The following is a 15160-nucleotide window of genomic DNA, read 5'->3' as shown; positions in this document are numbered from 1 at the left end:
TCGTTTGAGTTGCCATTCCAAGCAGAACGTAGGATCTGAGTACTGGCCTAGCGGCTAATCCAGATTCCTCGCTCTGCTCGGAATAAGAAACTACTTAGTCGGTTTTCTGTGCTTTCGCGGCGGTTTCCTTGATAATGGAGTCGGCCACTTCTTCGCGAGGCTTGTCGAAGGCGCGAGCTACCAGCTCTTTCTGCTCCTTCACGTGCACCTTGTTGTAGCCGGTAGCCGGCGACGCCGAAGGCTTGCGCGAAATCACATCCTCCAGTTCGCGGCGCATAAAGCGGAGCAGGTAGTTCCAGTAGCCCATGTTCTCGGGCTCTTCCTGAACCCAGTACACTTTGGCTTTTGGATACTTGGCCAGCTCGGCGTCCAGCTGCTTCTTGGGGAAGGGGTGCAGCTGCTCCAAGCGAACCAGCGCCACATCGGTGCGCTCCGACTTCTGCTGCTCTTCCAGCAGGTCGAAGTAAACTTTGCCCGAGCACAGCAGCACGCGCTTTACCTTCTTGGCATCGGCGTACACGTCGCCGAGCACCTCGCGGAAGCCGCCTGAGGTAAATTCCTCCACCGGCGATACGCACAGCGGGTGGCGCAGCATCGACTTCGGCGACATTACCACCAGCGGCTTGCGGAACTCCCAGGTCAGTTGACGGCGCAGGGCGTGGAAGAAGTTGGCCGGCGTGGTCATGTTGGCCACAATAATGTTGTTCTCAGCTGCTAGCTGCAGGAACCGCTCGGGGCGAGCATTAGAGTGCTCGGGGCCTTGACCTTCGTAGCCGTGGGGCAACTGCAGTACTACACCGTTCATGCGCTGCCACTTGCTTTCCGACGATACGATGAACTGGTCAATCATCGTCTGAGCACCGTTGGCGAAGTCGCCGAATTGCGCTTCCCAGATAACCAGCGCCGTGGGGTTAGCCATGGCGTAGCCGAACTCAAAGCCCAGCACCGCGTACTCACTCAGCAGCGAGTTATAGATGCTGAGTTTCTCCTGCCCTTCCTCCATGTAGTTCAGGGAGTTGTACGGGGCCGAAGTTTCAGCGTCGTGCAGGACGGCGTGACGGTGTGAGAACGTACCGCGCTGCACATCCTGACCGCTTACCCGCACAATATGCTTCTCGTGCAAGAGCGAGCCGTAGGCCAGTAGCTCACCAGCGGCCCAGTTAAGCACGCGGCTTTCAAAAAACATTTTCTTGCGCTCCTCCATCAGCTTCTCAATCTGCTTCAGGGGGCGGAAGCCTTCGGGCAGGGTGGTCAGCGCCTTGCCAACTTTCTGCACCACTTCTTCGCTAATGCCGGTCTGGGGCGACTGCTCGAAGTCCTCGGGCTTGCTGCGGCGTAGGCTGCGCCACTCATTTTCGAGCGACTGGTAGTTATAAGGCAGCGGCTTCTGCTTCACCATATCCAAGCGGGCCTGGAGCAGGTCGCGGAACTCGCGGTCCATCTGGTTGGCCAGCTCCGCATCCACGTCGCCGCGTTGCACCAGCATGGCGTTGTATACCTCGCGGGGGTTCTGGTGCTTCGAGATGAGGTTGTAGAGCGTAGGCTGCGTGAACTTCGGCTCATCTGACTCATTGTGGCCGTGGCGGCGGTAGCACACCATATCAATGAAGATATCGGCGTGGAACTGCTGACGGTATTCCGTAGCCAAGCGCACGGCAAATACTACCGCCTCAGGGTCGTCGCCGTTCACGTGTAGCACGGGCGCATCAATGATCTTGGCCAGATCAGTGCTGTAGATCGACGAGCGGGCATCCTCGAAGTCGGTGGTGAAACCAACTTGGTTGTTAATGACGAAGTGAATGGTACCGCCGGTCTTGTAGCCTTCCAGCTGCGACATCTGCGTTACCTCGTAGCCAATGCCCTGGCCCGCCAGCGCAGCATCACCGTGAATCAGGATGGGCAGAATCTGGTGGTAGTCGCCGCCGTACTGGTGCTCGATCTTAGCGCGCACAAAGCCTTCTACCACCGGGTTCACCGCCTCCAGGTGCGAGGGGTTAGGAGCCAGCTTCAGGTTTACCTTCCGGCCACCCTCCGTTTCTACCTCCGAGCTGTAGCCCATGTGGTACTTCACGTCGCCGTCGCCCATTGTCAGGTCCGGAACGGCAGTGCCCTCGAATTCCGAGAAGATCTGCTCATAAGTCTTGCCCATGATGTTGGCCAGCACGTTCAGGCGGCCGCGGTGGGCCATCCCAATCATCACTTCCTTCACGCCCAGCTCCGACGACTTGTTAATAATAGCGTCGAGGGCCGGAATGGTGGTTTCACCGCCTTCTAGGGAGAAGCGCTTCTGGCCTAGGAATTTGGTGTGCAAGAAGTTTTCAAACACCACAGCCTCGTTCAGCTTGCTCAGAATACGCTTCTTGTATTCTACGCCGGGGTTGAAGCTGAGCGAGTCTTTCTCTACTTTCTCACGGAACCAGTCGAGCACCTGCGGGTCGCGGATGTACATGTACTCGAACCCAATGGTTCGAGTGTAGATCTTTTCTAGAGCCGCTACAATATCACGCAACGTGGCTGACTGGCCTAGACCCAGCACCTCGCCGTTTTTAAAGACCGTGTCCAGGTCGGCCTCGCTCAACCCAAAGTCCGCCAGCGCCAGACGTGCTTTGCGGTCTTTGCGCGGACGCACAGGGTTGGTGTTAGCCACCAAGTGCCCGCGGCTGCGGTAGGCATGAATCAGGTTACGTACCTGAGTTTCTTTGTCGGCCGATACCGTGTCAACGGCACGCACCTGCCCGGCTTGGTTGGTGCTGGCGGGCGTACGGAGTACCCCTTCGCCATCGGCTTGTGCAACCCCATCCTCGGGGTATTGCTGCGAAAAATCAAAGCCCTCAAAAAACTTGCGCCAGCCAAAGTCGACCGATTCAGGGTCGTTCTTATAGGCTTGGTACAGTTGATCGATGTATTCGCCGTGGGCGTTGGCGATATAAGAATAAGCGTCCATGCGGTGGGAGCTGGTGTGGTCGGGGGTAAAGGTAAAACCTCTGACTAGAAAGCGAAAACTTATATTCGCATACGCAAATAAACCTGTGAATCAACAAAATGATTCATCGACTAATACCTGCGATGATTCCGAAAGCCAATCTACTGATTTATACACAAAAGCCTTTCCTGTTCACAGGAAAGGCTTCTACGTAATAAAAACAGGCCTAGACTACTTTGGCAGCTGCATTTTGAAGATGTGATAGGGTTGGTCCTGCTTGCCTACGCCCTTATTCCAAGTGGGCGTTTTATGGATGGCAGAGTTTGTTACGTACACGGCACCATCGGCGGTAAATGCAAACGTATCCGGCCACTCTAGGCGTGGATCTTGCACCACTGTTTCAATCTTACCATCTGGGGTGCGGCGCTTGATAGAATGGTCTTCAAAGGCCGTTAGGTACAGGTTGTTTTTGGCGTCTATTTCCATACCATCAGAGGCTGGTACCTTACCCAGGTCTTCAATCTGCTGAGCCAGTTGAGCATCAGACAGCGCTGGATTGCGCAGGGCTTCCGTTTTAATGCGGAAAAGCTTGTAACTGGTCAGCGGCTTCCAGTAGAGGTATTGGTTATCTTGACTAAGGGCTATGCCATCAGAGTTGAAGCGGGCCCGCTTGCCCGAGGCATCAATCATCTCATGGCCGTCGGCCTTGATGTTGAGCGTGGTATCGCCCATCATAGAGGGGTGCGTGGCCAGAAGCTTACGCGCTTTGCTGGTTTTCAAGTCAACTACCACCAGACTACCCACTCCCGACTCCGTGATGTAAGCATAGTTGTTCTGGGTGTCAATCCGAACGTCGTTGAGGTACGACTTGCGGGAGGCCACGCTTTCGGGAATGCTAATGTTTTGCGTTACCTGGTTGGTCTTAGGGTCAATCTTCACAAGTTTAGGTCCGCCCACTACCGTACCCTTAATGCCAGGTGAGGCGGGGTCAAGCACCCACAGCATGCCGCTCCGGTCGGCATACACACTCTGCGGGCATATCCAGTGCTTCTGGGGTTCGTTTTTAACGGTTTCGTTCCACTGGCACCACGTGGCATCCGGGTAAGGCTTCACGGAGCCATCCGTCCCAATTTCAGCAATGGGGGCCACTGGGTTATTGTCCCAGCGTGGGAAGTCTCCGAATACCCGTCCATCGGGTAGCACTGCCACACCCACAATCTGAGGCTCCCGAAACTGCGCCACTACTTGCAAGGGAGAGTTGGCGGGAGCTACGGGGGCGGCGGTAGCCGTGGTATCAGAGGAGGAGGTACTGGCCTGCTCATTGTTAGAGGTTGGCGATGAGCAGGCGGCTAGTAGGCCTGTGGCTACTAACCCGGCACTTAGCAGGACTTTAGAGCCTAAACTAACGGCAGAAAGTTGTGTCATGAAAACAGAAGTTAGGTCGATGGGGTTAAAGGTGGCCTCGGCAGGTTACCACTCACATCCTCACTTACGAAGCTTGATACTGCTAGTTTGTCTTGGCTGCGCCTCGTAACCTTTCCTCTGAGAGCTCCGTAAGCGCGTTGCCTCACCTTACATATCTCTACCCTTCTATATACTAATCAAGGGGCACAACGGCCAAAGACAGCTTTTTTAGCGGTTTAGAAAAAAGCTGTACCTTTGACCCCTCTTATTCAAATCCATATTTTTAGTGCAATAAATTATCATAATTATCTATTTTAATACGCTAATTATTCCTTTCACAAGCTGATTTGCGGTATACGCCGCTGTCTTTGATACACAGGAGCGACCTTATTTTCTAAAAATTTGGTTATGCTCTTCCCACTAGCCGAGTCGGGCCGGCTGTCCATCCTCTCCGGACAAAGCGAGAGTTTACGAACCCACACACCATGTCCATTGCGTTATTCCTACTGACCTTCCTATTCCCTCCCCGTACTATTTCTGCCTCTGCTCTTGCGCTTCCTTCAACCGTTGCTAGCCTGAGCCCCCGCCCAGTAGCCGTTGCGCTACCGGTGATGCCCTTAAAAAAGGCGCCTAAGACCCTATCGTACACCGTTACGGCTACAACTTACTGGCCCGAAAAAAGCCAGACCGACGACAACCCGATGGAAACCGCCGACGGCTCCATCATTCCTACGCGGCACTCCAGCAAAACGCGCTGGCTAGCCGTATCCCGCGACCTACTTGAGAAGTGGGGTGGCCCTTTCAGCTACGGCGACAAAGTGCGCGTACGCGGTATTTCCGACGACCTTGACGGCGTTTACATCATTCACGACACCATGAACCGCCGCCACCGCCACTGCGTGGACGTGCTGGTGAATGAGCGGGAGTGCAAAAAAGGTGGCCTAGAGGGCCGCTGGCCAAGCATCAAGCTCAGCAAACTACCCGCCGTAGACTCTACCTGGCTGGCGGGGTAACTACAACTAGGCCAGTTTTTCTGCTGCCTCTACCTGACTAAGTGCTTGAGCACCTGCGGCTGGCCTTCCGCATCATACAGGTAAGAAAGCGGCTGCTCGGGGTCGAGCGTAATTTCTTCGAGCGGTATTTGCCACCGCTTCCACATCTCCAACAACGACTGCGCATACGCGGAATTCTCCCACGGATTAAACACCGTGGCCGTTACGTCGTCGATAAACGTGTCCATCACTACTTCTGTGTCACCAGGCTGCACGGAACGCGTGTAATAGTCTGGTATTACGTTGAGCAGGTACGCCGCATAGTATACCCGGGCCTTAAACTCAGCAATTTGCACGGGGTGCAGAGGCCGGTGAGCATCTTGGTACACACGTCGCATGGCTTGGGCAATTATGCCATTGTCGACCAAGCATGCCATTAGCACCGTATTGTCGAGCTTAATACTGAAGGCAATGGTACTCAGATCATCATCGTATTCAAAGGCCATGGTATCCTCGGTGGGGTCAGTCTCCAGAATAAAGATGGAGCCCGGCACAAAATCATCGTATTCCATGGGCACGCGCAACGCCTGTAAGGGCTGAAAGAATGCCTGAAACCGCCGAAGCATTTGGGCATTTTCCGCCAACGGATACTGTGGCTTAGCCAAGGGGTTTAGCTCATTGAGCAGCTCTGTAATCAGAATACCGTAGAACATTTTCCCCAACCACAGGAACAGACTCTGCTCGTCGAGGCGGCGTAGGCCACTTATGCCCTCTTGGGCGGCTTGCTCAACCCGTGCTTCCAGTGGCTCTACGTGCTGCGTGCGGCAACGCGGGCAGCAGGCGATGCGCAGATCCTGATAATTTACAATACTGAGGTCAAGCAGCTTAATGGGCCGCTCCGCTAGGTTATAACGCTCCATCAGCCACTCCGCAAATACCGGCACTGAGTCCGTGGGGGGCGTGGTGGGAGCTCCGCACAGAAAGCAGTGATGGGCGCTAAAGCGCATGCCTTCAAACGGATCGTAAAGCGTTAAATCGGCGGCGGAAAACGGGTACTCAGACATAATTAACGGAGGCAAACGAAAGTGCAAAGCTACGGGGTGACCTCGGCCTAGGCCTAGCAACCAAAGAAAATTGATGCGGCTATGCTAGGCCACCCCACTCAGATGCTCCAACAACAAAAGCCCCGACCTTGATTGGCCGGGGCTTCTTTTATGTTGAAAAATGAAGATTGCTACCGTGAAAGCACGTTGCTAACCTTAATCAAGAGCTTACCAAGCTGGTTGAGCGGGGCGCTGTAGTTGTCCGAGGTTTCATCGGCTACCTTATTGGTTTCGGCGCCCAGCGTGGCGAGAGTTTCGGCCAACTCGTGCGGATCCGTATCAGAAGCGTTTAGCTGCTCACGCAACGTGCTCAGCTCCTGAATGATTTTGGCAAGACCGGGGCGTTCGGAGGCGCGCAGCACTTCTTCCCAGCGGTCAATTTCAGCCAGACCGTGCTTGTCACCTTTTTTCGGGGCGCCGTCGTTGAGCAGATTTAGGGTATCTTCCAGCAACGCGCTGTTTTGCTGATCGGTAACGTCGAGCGGAATAGTGGGCGTTGGGGTAGATTGCGGAGTGGAGGCAGTAGAATCCATGGAGAGTAGAAAACAAATGAGCGGGAGAGCGTAAAGGGCTATACTTGCCCAACCGCAGAAAAGTTGACCTCCCCTCCTACCAAGTGCCCACTGGCACACCCTGGGCCAGGTCAGGCTGCGGAGGCAAGCCCGCTTCCTGTATGCTGCACACCTACCAACCTACTCCCTTCCCCGACGCCGTACGCCAAGGCCAGTACGAGGCCGTGCTGGCCGCACTAGCCGCTGACGCGCAGGCGCCCGACACGTTGCTGCTGAGCAACTTCTCCTTGCCGACGGGCACAGCTTCCATCGAGCTCGATGCGGTAGTGGTGCGGCCCCGCAGTATTACCGTGCTGTTGCTGGTGCCCAGGGGTGGCCTACTGAGCATTCCTGATTTTCGGGCGGGGGCTTGGCTTCTCGATGGCGTTCCGTTTGGCAATACCCCCGACTTGGAAAACCCCTTCCAGCAGTTTCAGGTGCAGCGAGAGGCGCTGGCGGGGTGGCTGGCCGACTTACTGCCCTCGGAAGCGGCCAACCTTAACTTTATTAGTGGCCTAGTGCTGTTTGCGGAGCCGGTACGCTTTGGGCCCGAGGTGGAGGAGCGCATGAGCTCGGTGCCCGCCGCATCTGCGTTTCATCTCCTCCCCGACCCCACCCGCTTTACGCGCCGCGTAGCCCAACTGGCGTCGCCAGAAATTGACCTGACTCCCGCCGACCTGCAACTGCTCACGGCGCATCTGGGCCTGACACCTGTGCAGCCACAACCCGAGCCGGAGCAGCCAGCCCCAGCTTCCCCATCCCAGACCAGCCCCACGGAGCTATTGCGCCAGAAGGCGGGCAAACTTTGGCGGTGGCTGGGGGCCGAAGACTTGAGCGAACTAGACCGCACTGACTCTGGCTATGAAATTGACTTGGTGGCAATTCGCAATCAGGAAAAAGCCCAGCTAGAAGAGCTGCGCGCCAGCCTGCAAGCCGATGTAAACGCCCAGTTGCAGGCCCTGGAAAAGCGAGAAGCCGAACGGGAGCGGAGCATTGCGAAGCTGCGCGAAGAGTTGGCCGCCGCCTCGCCGGCAGCCCCTGAGGCCGCCTCCTTGGCCTCGCGACTAGCGGCAGAAAACCAGGAAAAGGCGAGCATTGAGGCTACTATGCAAACCTACCAAGCGCAGTCGGCGGCGCGCACGCAGGAGCTGGAGCAGAAAATACAGCAACTGGAGGCGCTGATTCGGCAGCTTTCAGCGGGTAGCGGAGGAGCGCCTGCCTCGGCTCCCCCTCCTTCGGCACAGGTCAATCCGGCGGCTTCTGGCCCTACCTGGCCGAAGGTTCCGCAATTTGGACGCTCTACCCAGGCGGCTCAAAACCTGCTAGAGGCAGGCCTAGCCCAGTGGAAGCCCCGGTATCAGCAAGCACGCACCTACACGCGCCGATATCCGCGGCGGAGCCTGGCCGTAGGTGCGGCGGTGCTGGCGTTGGGCTGGTGGGCTTTGCGCAGCTCTACTACCGCTGCGCCCACGCCCTTCCGCGAAGGCAACCGCTGGGGCTTGCTTTCTGCCAGCGGCGACACGCTGCTACCCGCTACGTACGCCTCCATCGGGGAATTTAAGGATGGACGGGCAGTAGTAGAGCAGGCAGGGGTGAAAGGGTTTGTGGATGATGCGGGAAAAGAGGTAGTAAAGCCCGCTTACGCCGCCCTTTACCCGTATGCTGGTGGCTATGCCCGCGCCCGTATTGGTAAGCTCTACACCTTTCTGGATGAGAAGGGGGAGGAGTTTGGAGCGTATTATTACAGCGCCCACGACTTTGCTGAGGGCCGCGCGGCGGTACTCGACTACCGCGGCTGGTTTTACATCACCGGCCCTGATGCTCCGACCACCGAGCCCGTAGTTTTTCAGGAGGCTTACTCCTTTCAGAAGGGCTTGGCACGCGTGAAAACCGGTGGCCGGTTTACCTTCATCAGCTCCGACTACCTAGCCGACACCACCGAAGGTATCGCACCCTTTGGCCGCTACACGCACGCTTCTGATTTTGATGACCAAGACCGAGCCCGCGTACAGCAGGACGGCCGTACGTTTTATATCAACCGCAAAGGTGAAGAGGTAAAAGACTAGCTTGGCGCTAGGCCACCCCGGGCTTACTAATCGTCTCGTTTGTGTTTGTGCTTGCCTGGCTTCTTATGGTGGCCCTTGGCTTTGCCGCGCCCAGGCCCGTTAAACCACCGCTGAAACTGCGTCAGGAGTGCCTCCTCGGGTGGGCCGGCCGCGGGCTGACTCGCCCGGCCCGTCGCCAACGCCAGTCGTCCGTCGGCCTGGGTTGTCACGTTGGTAGGCTGGCCTAGCAGCGTGCATCCTGCGCCATCGGCTAGCTCGGTGCGCTTGCCACTGCGTTCCACCACAAATCCGTCGCGCGTGATGAGGTTTCCGTTGGGTAGCCGGACGTCGCGGGTCATGGGGCGGGCCTCGCCGTTGCGCACCACGTACATGCTACCATCGCGCCGCTGAAAGCCGTCGTGGACTTGCGCTTTTGCTAGACCAGTGCTGAGGGCGAAGCAGACTATTAGCAGCAGATAGCCACGGGCCCGGATGGAACAAATAAAGCTAGAGTAACGCAACGGCAACGGGTAAACACAGAAACAAACAAAAGGCCCATACGCAGTGTCTAGGCCACTGGCACCGCTACGGAGGCGGCCGGTCAGACGTTGTCGGACCCGTAGCAAGAATTACCACTTTCGGGTGGGTTACTTTTTAGCAGGTAACTGATTAAGCTCAACAACAGCGCGTACTGTCGTGCTTACACAACCATCAGTTAACCACAAGTACCATGAAATTCTCCATCAAATCTCTGTTCCTGGCTTCGGCCGTTGCTTTCGCCGCTGCTTCCTGCACCCAGGAAGGCAAAGAAAACGCCGACGCCGCTGCCGCTAACACCGAGGCTGCTGCCGAAAATGCTGGCGACGCTGCCGCTGCCGAAGCCAACAACGCAGCCGTTGAGACCGATAACGCCGTTGAAAACGCTGGCCAGGCTGTAGAAAACACTGCTGAGAAAGCTGCCGCCAACACCGAAGCCGCTGCCGACAAAGCTGCCGCTGAAACCAAAGAAGCTGCTGCCAAAACGGAAGCTGCCGCCGACAAAGCCGCTGGCGACGCCAAAGCAGAAATCAATGCTGCTACCCGCAAAAACTAATTACGCACTGGCCTAGGCCAGTATGATAAAGCCAACGGCTGCTTCTGGTACCAGAAGCAGCCGTTTTGCGTTACGTGAGGGCGGATATTGGCTCTGAGGCAGTAGCAATTTCTAGCAGCACCTCATAATAAGGGCGACCCATGGAGCGGGCACGCAGCCAGCTATAGAAGCTCACGGCTTGCAGGTCTTCCTGCTCTAAAGGCGCAAAGGCCGGCACATTGGTTACGCGCTCCGCAAACCCCGGCCGCCGGGCGGCCGCCGGATCATCAATGATTTCGCGCACCAAGCTCAAGTAAACCAGTACAGTGGCGTAGGGGCCACCATCGGGCCCGAACCGCTCCCGCATGAGCCGCTCAATGGCCCGCAGCCGGTTCAGGGCTAGGTCGGGGTTGCCCATTTCCAACTGCACCAGCATTTCGCCCATGTTGCGGTTTACCACCCACTCCACGCCCATTTCCTGCTCGCACCAGTGGTCGGTGCGGCCAATGGCCAGCAATACTTGGTTGGTTTTGTGGTATTGGCCCTCGGCAAAGTAGTGGAAGCCCAACCCCAGCCGGGCCGTGAGCTGCTCCCGCGGCGCCAAGGGCGTGCGCAGAATTTTCTCCATTAGCTGAATGCTCTCGGCGTTACGGCGCAAGAAGGCGTAGTTAGCGGCCAACAGAAAGGTGTACTTGGGCACCAACCCGGCGGGCCGATTGCGGGGTCCGGCGTCCATCACCTCGCGTAGCCGCTCCAAATACTCCACCGACTCACGGAAACGGCGCGTGCGGTACAGAGCGTGCGCAATCATATAAAGCAGCCCCATTTGTGCCTCCCGGTGGGCCAGCTGAAAGCCGTGCCGCTTCTCCATGAGGTGGTAGCAGCGCATCACAAACGGCGCGAAGGATAGAAAGTCGCGGCGCACGAGCATGGCCGAGCGAGCAATGGACATCAGCCGGAACAGCAACGACGGCCGCCGGGCAAACGCCTCCTGCAAGTCGTACTCGCGCAGCACCTCCTGCAGAATGGCATCAAACGACTCACCGGCCCGCCCCTTTACTCGGGCCGCGCGTAACCGCTGTCGAATCAGGCTATCGGCAATGTTGGCCCGCTCTTCCTCATCGGCGTAGCGTTTGTTGAGGTGGCGCTTCCGGATGATGTCCGCCAAATCGTCGGCGTACTTGCTGCCTGCCTGAGCAATCTGCACGTTATACACGGTGTTCAGCAACTCGTATTGCTCGTGCGAGCTGGCTAGCTTTTCGGCTTTGCGCAGCGTACTCCAGGCCAGGCGCGGTACCCCCACCTCAAACAGGTACTGCGCCATAGTCAGCAGGCCCCGCACCGAGGAGGCTGCGGTAGGGTCTTGCTGGCGCTGGCGCAACAGCAGATAATCAGTAAGGTGGCGCATGAGGCGCTTGCGAAGGGCATAGTAAGCCGTGGCGTTAGGCTCCTCAGGGTACAGGCGCTCCAACAACTCCTCTGTTGAGTATTCTTTCTGGTGTAACAGCAACTCGTACAACCGGGAGTCCATGCGGCCCTTTTGCTTGCGGCGCTGGCGTTGAATGAAGCGGGCAAATTCCTTGCGGTCGTCGGAGGTGAACGTAGCGAGAGTAGTTCTTAAATCATCCATTTGAGTATAGTGGCAGGCACTTGGGCCAAGTAACAGCTCAATATCCGACAGATTTTGGCCATTTCAATTTATCCTTAAAACAAATTATTACCTATTGATTTACAGCACAATACCCAACATATACGTAGCGCTATAAAGTCTGAACTGACCGTAGATTGGCAACCCATTATTTCGTTGCTCACGTATCTTGGCTTATACCATTTTTACAATTTAATATGCGCTACATCCTATACTCTCTATTCGTAGCAGGTTTATCCGCTCTTGGCACTACTGCTTTCGCCCAAACCCGACCTACCGAATACTGGACGGAGCATACTGCTTCGGTTGGCGCGCCACGTATTCCCACTGCGGAGCTAGTTGCGGTTTTGGCTTCGGAGCAAGCTCCCCCTAAAGAGGAAACCCAGGCAGCCCCCACACTACGGGTAGCCCCGGCAGGAAACACCTCTAAACGGACTCCAGCGCCCAAAACGCCCGTCTCCCGGAAACGGCGCTAAGTGGCCTAGCCTCGGCGTAAACTTCCTGTTTCAGCTAGTTGCTCTTAAGCTAGCTCACAAAAAATTAGGGCCCCACTGTTATTCTGGTGGTCTGCGCCAACTCTACCGTAAGCTCGTCCGTACAGGGAAGTATCATTCATTTCCCTCCCATACTTCCTTTCAATCATGGACGTTAACAACAATAACATCAACGATCAGACGGAGCTGCGCGCCCGCGGTAACTGGAACGAAATTAAAGGCCAGGCCAAGCAGAAATGGGGCAACCTGACCGACGACGACCTCACTTACAATGAGGGTGAGCAAGACGAGTGGTTTGGCCGCTTGCAGCACAAAACCGGCGAAGCAATCGACGACATCAAGGCGTGGTTCCACCGCACCTTCTAGGCTTCGGCACTACAATACTAGGCCCTGCGCTGAAAAGCGCGGGGCTTTTTGTATTCCCTTATTGTTGAGGCACTCTCGTTAGCGCGGTATCCTTCAGGTTTCCGCACTCTGGCTTACGGAGTACTGGCCTAGGGAGGCGCACCATTTTGCCGTAAGCACGTACACGAGGGTAGTTTCCCACTTTGACTTCATCCCATGGCAATTTCTGGCACTCTACTTTCCAACGTTCCTCATTCTCCCTCGTCGGGCATAAAAGCGCTGGCCCGGTTTGGCTTTGCGGCCAAAGGGGTAGTATATATTCTGATGGGCCTACTGGCATTACTGGCGGCTACCGGCCAGCGCGGTGGCCAAACGGCCGACAAGAAACAGGCAGTGCAAACCTTACAAGATTTGCCCGGTGGGCAGATTATGCTGGGTTTAGTAGCTCTAGGCCTGCTTGGCTACATTGTGTGGCGCTTTACGCAAGCTGTACGCGACACCGAAAGCAAAGGCTCTGGTGCTAAAGGCATTGGGCGGCGTCTAGGCTACGCCGGCAGTGGTCTACTGTATGCCGGGGTGGCGTGGTATGCAGCTCAGCTGGCCTTCAGCGGCAGCGCGGATAGCAACGGCGGCAGCACCCAGAAAACGCTTACCGCCAAAGTGCTGGAGTGGCCTGCTGGGGATTGGATTATTATCGCCGTAGGCCTGATAACCATTGGCAGTGGCATTTATCAGATTTACCGGGCGTACTCAGGTTCTTTCCAGAAGCACGTAAACTCCAGCGACTTGCCCGCTAACCAGCAGAACATGGTGTATCGTACGGGCCAAATTGGCTATACCGCCCGCGGTATTGTCATGGGTATCATCGGGTACTTCTTCGTGCAAGCCGGTCGGCAATCAAGCGCCGAAGCTGTGGGTACTACTGATGAAGCCTTCGACTTACTGGCTACTATGGGTCCAGTCGTGCTCGGTATCGTGGCGCTAGGCCTGATGGCTTATGGCCTCTATATGCTGGTACAGGCGCGTTACCCCGTCCTGCGCGGAGTGTAGCTAATAGGCTATTTCTCTTTAGAGTACCTTAAAGCCCTTGCTTCCATATCGGAGGCAAGGGCTTTTTCGTGTGTTAGATGATTCATTTATTGACTAGCGGTACCCTAGCTAAGCGCTAGGCCACATAGTCGCGCAGGTATTCGTAGCGAGGAAGCAGCTGGCCGCCGTGCGCAATGGTTGCGCGTTCCACAATATCATCGGCTAGGCCACTGCCCACTAAGTGCGGAAACACATTGTCGATCAGTTGGCGGCCAAAGTCGCGGCTGGCGTTGCGGGGCAGCTCGCAGGGCAGGTTGTCCACGGCCATGATGGTGATGTTGGAAGGCCGCGAGTAAGCCGGCTCCAGCTCGCCGGTCTGGCAGTTGTAGTCGAAGGCGGGCTCCTTGATGCTGCTGGCGCGCTTGGTGGTCGGGATGGAGCCGTCTACGTCGCAGGTTACGTCGGCAATAGTATTGATGCGGAAGTCGGGCCGTTGGGTATCCTTTTCCTCGAACAGGCGCGGCGCAGCCGGGTGCCAGTAAGCGCAGGCAATCAGCAGATCCGTAACGGGCAGAAAATTCTGGAATGTGCTCTCGTATTCCTGGGGGTTACGGTGGAAATCGGGGGTATCCCACACCCTGCCGTCGCGGCGGCGGTTGTAGTCAGAGCTGCGCAGCTGGGTGTACACCGGCTCGTTGAAGTCGTGGTAGAGATAGTCGTACACGCTCACCCGCCGGATGCGCATCTTATCGAGCACTTCCACCGCGCCCTGGGCTACCCGGCCCGAGCCCGTTACCATCATCTTAATGGGCGGCAGCCGCTTTACCTTGAAGAACTCCTCCTGCATGTCTTCCATATCGAGGCACTGGTAAGCGGGCTTCAGCTTATATAAGCCATGCTTGCGGCCATAGGTCAGCAGCCCGTTGTAGGCCCCCACAATGCCGGCCCAGCGTCCGAAGGCCACAATTCTTTCGCCGCCTTCCCGGTTGGTCAGCAGTTCGTAGTCGATGAGAGTAATGTTCTTGGCCAGCACTTGGCGCAGCAGCTCCCGGTTGGCGGGCTGCTTCTTCACGGTGTGCGAGAAGAACATGTATGTTTTGTTGGGAATCAACTGGCCTACGGGTACCTCCTTCACCCCCAGCAGAATGTCGCAGTCGGCCACCTCAGGGCGCACTTCAATGCCCAGGTCACGGTATTCTTGGTCGGAGAAGCAGCGGATGGGGCTTTCCTGCACTACTATGTGCAGACCGGGGTACTGGCTTTGCGCCTCGGCGCACTTCTTGGGCGTGAGCGGCACGCGTTTGTCGGGCGGCGTTTTGCCTTCACAGATAATACCAAGGGAAATAGAACGCATAACGGTAAGGTGGGTGGAAAGGAACGGATGGGAACGAGGCCCTAAATCTGGTTAAATTATTTAAGTGAAGGCCTCGGTGCTGTTCTGCTTTAAGTCAGTAGCGGTACTACCCTAGTAGCCCACTGGCCTAGCCTCGTTCTTCTGCAAACTCCTTGAGAATCCTCCGATTTCTCCTCTTTTCTGTATGGCACTGGGAGAAG

General features: G+C 56.6%; 12 protein-coding genes. 5 read left to right on the top strand and 7 right to left on the bottom strand.

Annotation, left to right across the window (positions count from 1 at the left end; genetic code table 11):
* Window positions 1-94 precede the first annotated feature (94 nt).
* Complete coding sequence (locus EU556_RS02415; RefSeq protein WP_135430691.1) at window positions 95-2944, bottom strand: 2-oxoglutarate dehydrogenase E1 component; 2850 nt, start codon at window positions 2942-2944, stop codon at window positions 95-97.
* A gap of 210 nt (window positions 2945-3154) precedes the next feature.
* Window positions 3155-4348: an SMP-30/gluconolactonase/LRE family protein gene (locus EU556_RS02410; protein ID WP_135430688.1), complete on the bottom strand. Its 1194-nt coding sequence runs from the start codon at window positions 4346-4348 to the stop codon at window positions 3155-3157.
* Window positions 4349-4812: 464 nt separating this feature from the next.
* On the opposite strand from EU556_RS02410, the gene EU556_RS02405 reads away from it, so the two are divergent.
* Window positions 4813-5340 (top strand): RlpA-like double-psi beta-barrel domain-containing protein, encoded by a 528-nt coding sequence (locus tag EU556_RS02405; RefSeq protein ID WP_135430685.1) that lies wholly within the window; start codon window positions 4813-4815, stop codon window positions 5338-5340.
* 29 nt (window positions 5341-5369) lie between these two features.
* Here the strand turns inward: EU556_RS02405 and EU556_RS02400 are convergent, their stop codons facing one another.
* The gene (locus EU556_RS02400) at window positions 5370-6383 is read right to left on the bottom strand and encodes a hypothetical protein (protein WP_135430683.1); all 1014 of its coding nucleotides are present in this window, start codon (window positions 6381-6383) and stop codon (window positions 5370-5372) included.
* 170 nt (window positions 6384-6553) lie between these two features.
* Window positions 6554-6955 carry a hypothetical protein gene (locus tag EU556_RS02395; protein ID WP_135430680.1) on the bottom strand — a complete coding sequence of 134 codons (402 nt, stop codon included), beginning with the start codon at window positions 6953-6955 and terminating at the stop codon, window positions 6554-6556.
* A gap of 140 nt (window positions 6956-7095) precedes the next feature.
* On the opposite strand from EU556_RS02395, the gene EU556_RS02390 reads away from it, so the two are divergent.
* Entirely contained in the window at window positions 7096-9039 is a 1944-nt protein-coding gene (locus EU556_RS02390) for a WG repeat-containing protein (RefSeq protein ID WP_135430677.1), read from the top strand.
* 26 nt (window positions 9040-9065) lie between these two features.
* On the opposite strand, the gene EU556_RS02385 is transcribed toward EU556_RS02390, so the two are convergent.
* Complete coding sequence (locus EU556_RS02385) at window positions 9066-9539, bottom strand: DUF6799 domain-containing protein (protein ID WP_135430675.1); 474 nt, start codon at window positions 9537-9539, stop codon at window positions 9066-9068.
* Between the two features lie 209 nt (window positions 9540-9748).
* Here EU556_RS02385 and EU556_RS02380 point away from each other — a divergent pair, with 209 nt between their 5' ends.
* Window positions 9749-10111: a hypothetical protein gene (locus EU556_RS02380; RefSeq protein ID WP_135430672.1), complete on the top strand. Its 363-nt coding sequence runs from the start codon at window positions 9749-9751 to the stop codon at window positions 10109-10111.
* A gap of 70 nt (window positions 10112-10181) precedes the next feature.
* Here the strand turns inward: EU556_RS02380 and EU556_RS02375 are convergent, their stop codons facing one another.
* Complete coding sequence (locus tag EU556_RS02375) at window positions 10182-11720, bottom strand: hypothetical protein (protein WP_135430669.1); 1539 nt, start codon at window positions 11718-11720, stop codon at window positions 10182-10184.
* Between the two features lie 659 nt (window positions 11721-12379).
* On the opposite strand from EU556_RS02375, the gene EU556_RS02370 reads away from it, so the two are divergent.
* Together EU556_RS02370 and EU556_RS02365 are read left to right on the top strand one after the other, a co-directional pair.
* Window positions 12380-12598, top strand: a complete 219-nt coding sequence (locus tag EU556_RS02370) for a CsbD family protein (RefSeq protein ID WP_135430667.1) — start codon at window positions 12380-12382, stop codon at window positions 12596-12598.
* Between the two features lie 195 nt (window positions 12599-12793).
* Window positions 12794-13627, top strand: coding sequence for a DUF1206 domain-containing protein (locus EU556_RS02365; RefSeq protein ID WP_135430665.1), 834 nt, complete (start codon window positions 12794-12796; stop codon window positions 13625-13627).
* 115 nt (window positions 13628-13742) lie between these two features.
* On the opposite strand, the gene EU556_RS02360 is transcribed toward EU556_RS02365, so the two are convergent.
* Entirely contained in the window at window positions 13743-14960 is a 1218-nt protein-coding gene (locus EU556_RS02360; RefSeq protein WP_135430664.1) for an NAD(P)-dependent oxidoreductase, read from the bottom strand.
* Between the last annotated feature and the right edge of the window lie 200 nt (window positions 14961-15160).

It is taken from the genome of Hymenobacter fodinae (assembly GCF_004745825.1).
Classification (GTDB): Bacteria; Bacteroidota; Bacteroidia; order Cytophagales; family Hymenobacteraceae; genus Hymenobacter; species Hymenobacter fodinae.
Note: the sequence above shows the minus strand (reverse complement) of the source record. Positions and strands in the feature narration are given on the sequence as shown.

Coding starts and splice junctions, on each gene's coding strand:
- EU556_RS02380 (WP_135430672.1), top strand. CDS start 9,749: ATGAAATTCTCCATCAAATCTCTGTTCCTGGCTTCGGCCGTTGCTTTC.
- EU556_RS02395 (WP_135430680.1), bottom strand. CDS start 6,955: ATGGATTCTACTGCCTCCACTCCGCAATCTACCCCAACGCCCACTATT.
- EU556_RS02375 (WP_135430669.1), bottom strand. CDS start 11,720: ATGGATGATTTAAGAACTACTCTCGCTACGTTCACCTCCGACGACCGC.
- EU556_RS02370 (WP_135430667.1), top strand. CDS start 12,380: ATGGACGTTAACAACAATAACATCAACGATCAGACGGAGCTGCGCGCC.
- EU556_RS02410 (WP_135430688.1), bottom strand. CDS start 4,348: ATGACACAACTTTCTGCCGTTAGTTTAGGCTCTAAAGTCCTGCTAAGT.
- EU556_RS02400 (WP_135430683.1), bottom strand. CDS start 6,383: ATGTCTGAGTACCCGTTTTCCGCCGCCGATTTAACGCTTTACGATCCG.
- EU556_RS02365 (WP_135430665.1), top strand. CDS start 12,794: ATGGCAATTTCTGGCACTCTACTTTCCAACGTTCCTCATTCTCCCTCG.
- EU556_RS02405 (WP_135430685.1), top strand. CDS start 4,813: ATGTCCATTGCGTTATTCCTACTGACCTTCCTATTCCCTCCCCGTACT.
- EU556_RS02390 (WP_135430677.1), top strand. CDS start 7,096: ATGCTGCACACCTACCAACCTACTCCCTTCCCCGACGCCGTACGCCAA.
- EU556_RS02360 (WP_135430664.1), bottom strand. CDS start 14,960: ATGCGTTCTATTTCCCTTGGTATTATCTGTGAAGGCAAAACGCCGCCC.
- EU556_RS02415 (WP_135430691.1), bottom strand. CDS start 2,944: ATGGACGCTTATTCTTATATCGCCAACGCCCACGGCGAATACATCGAT.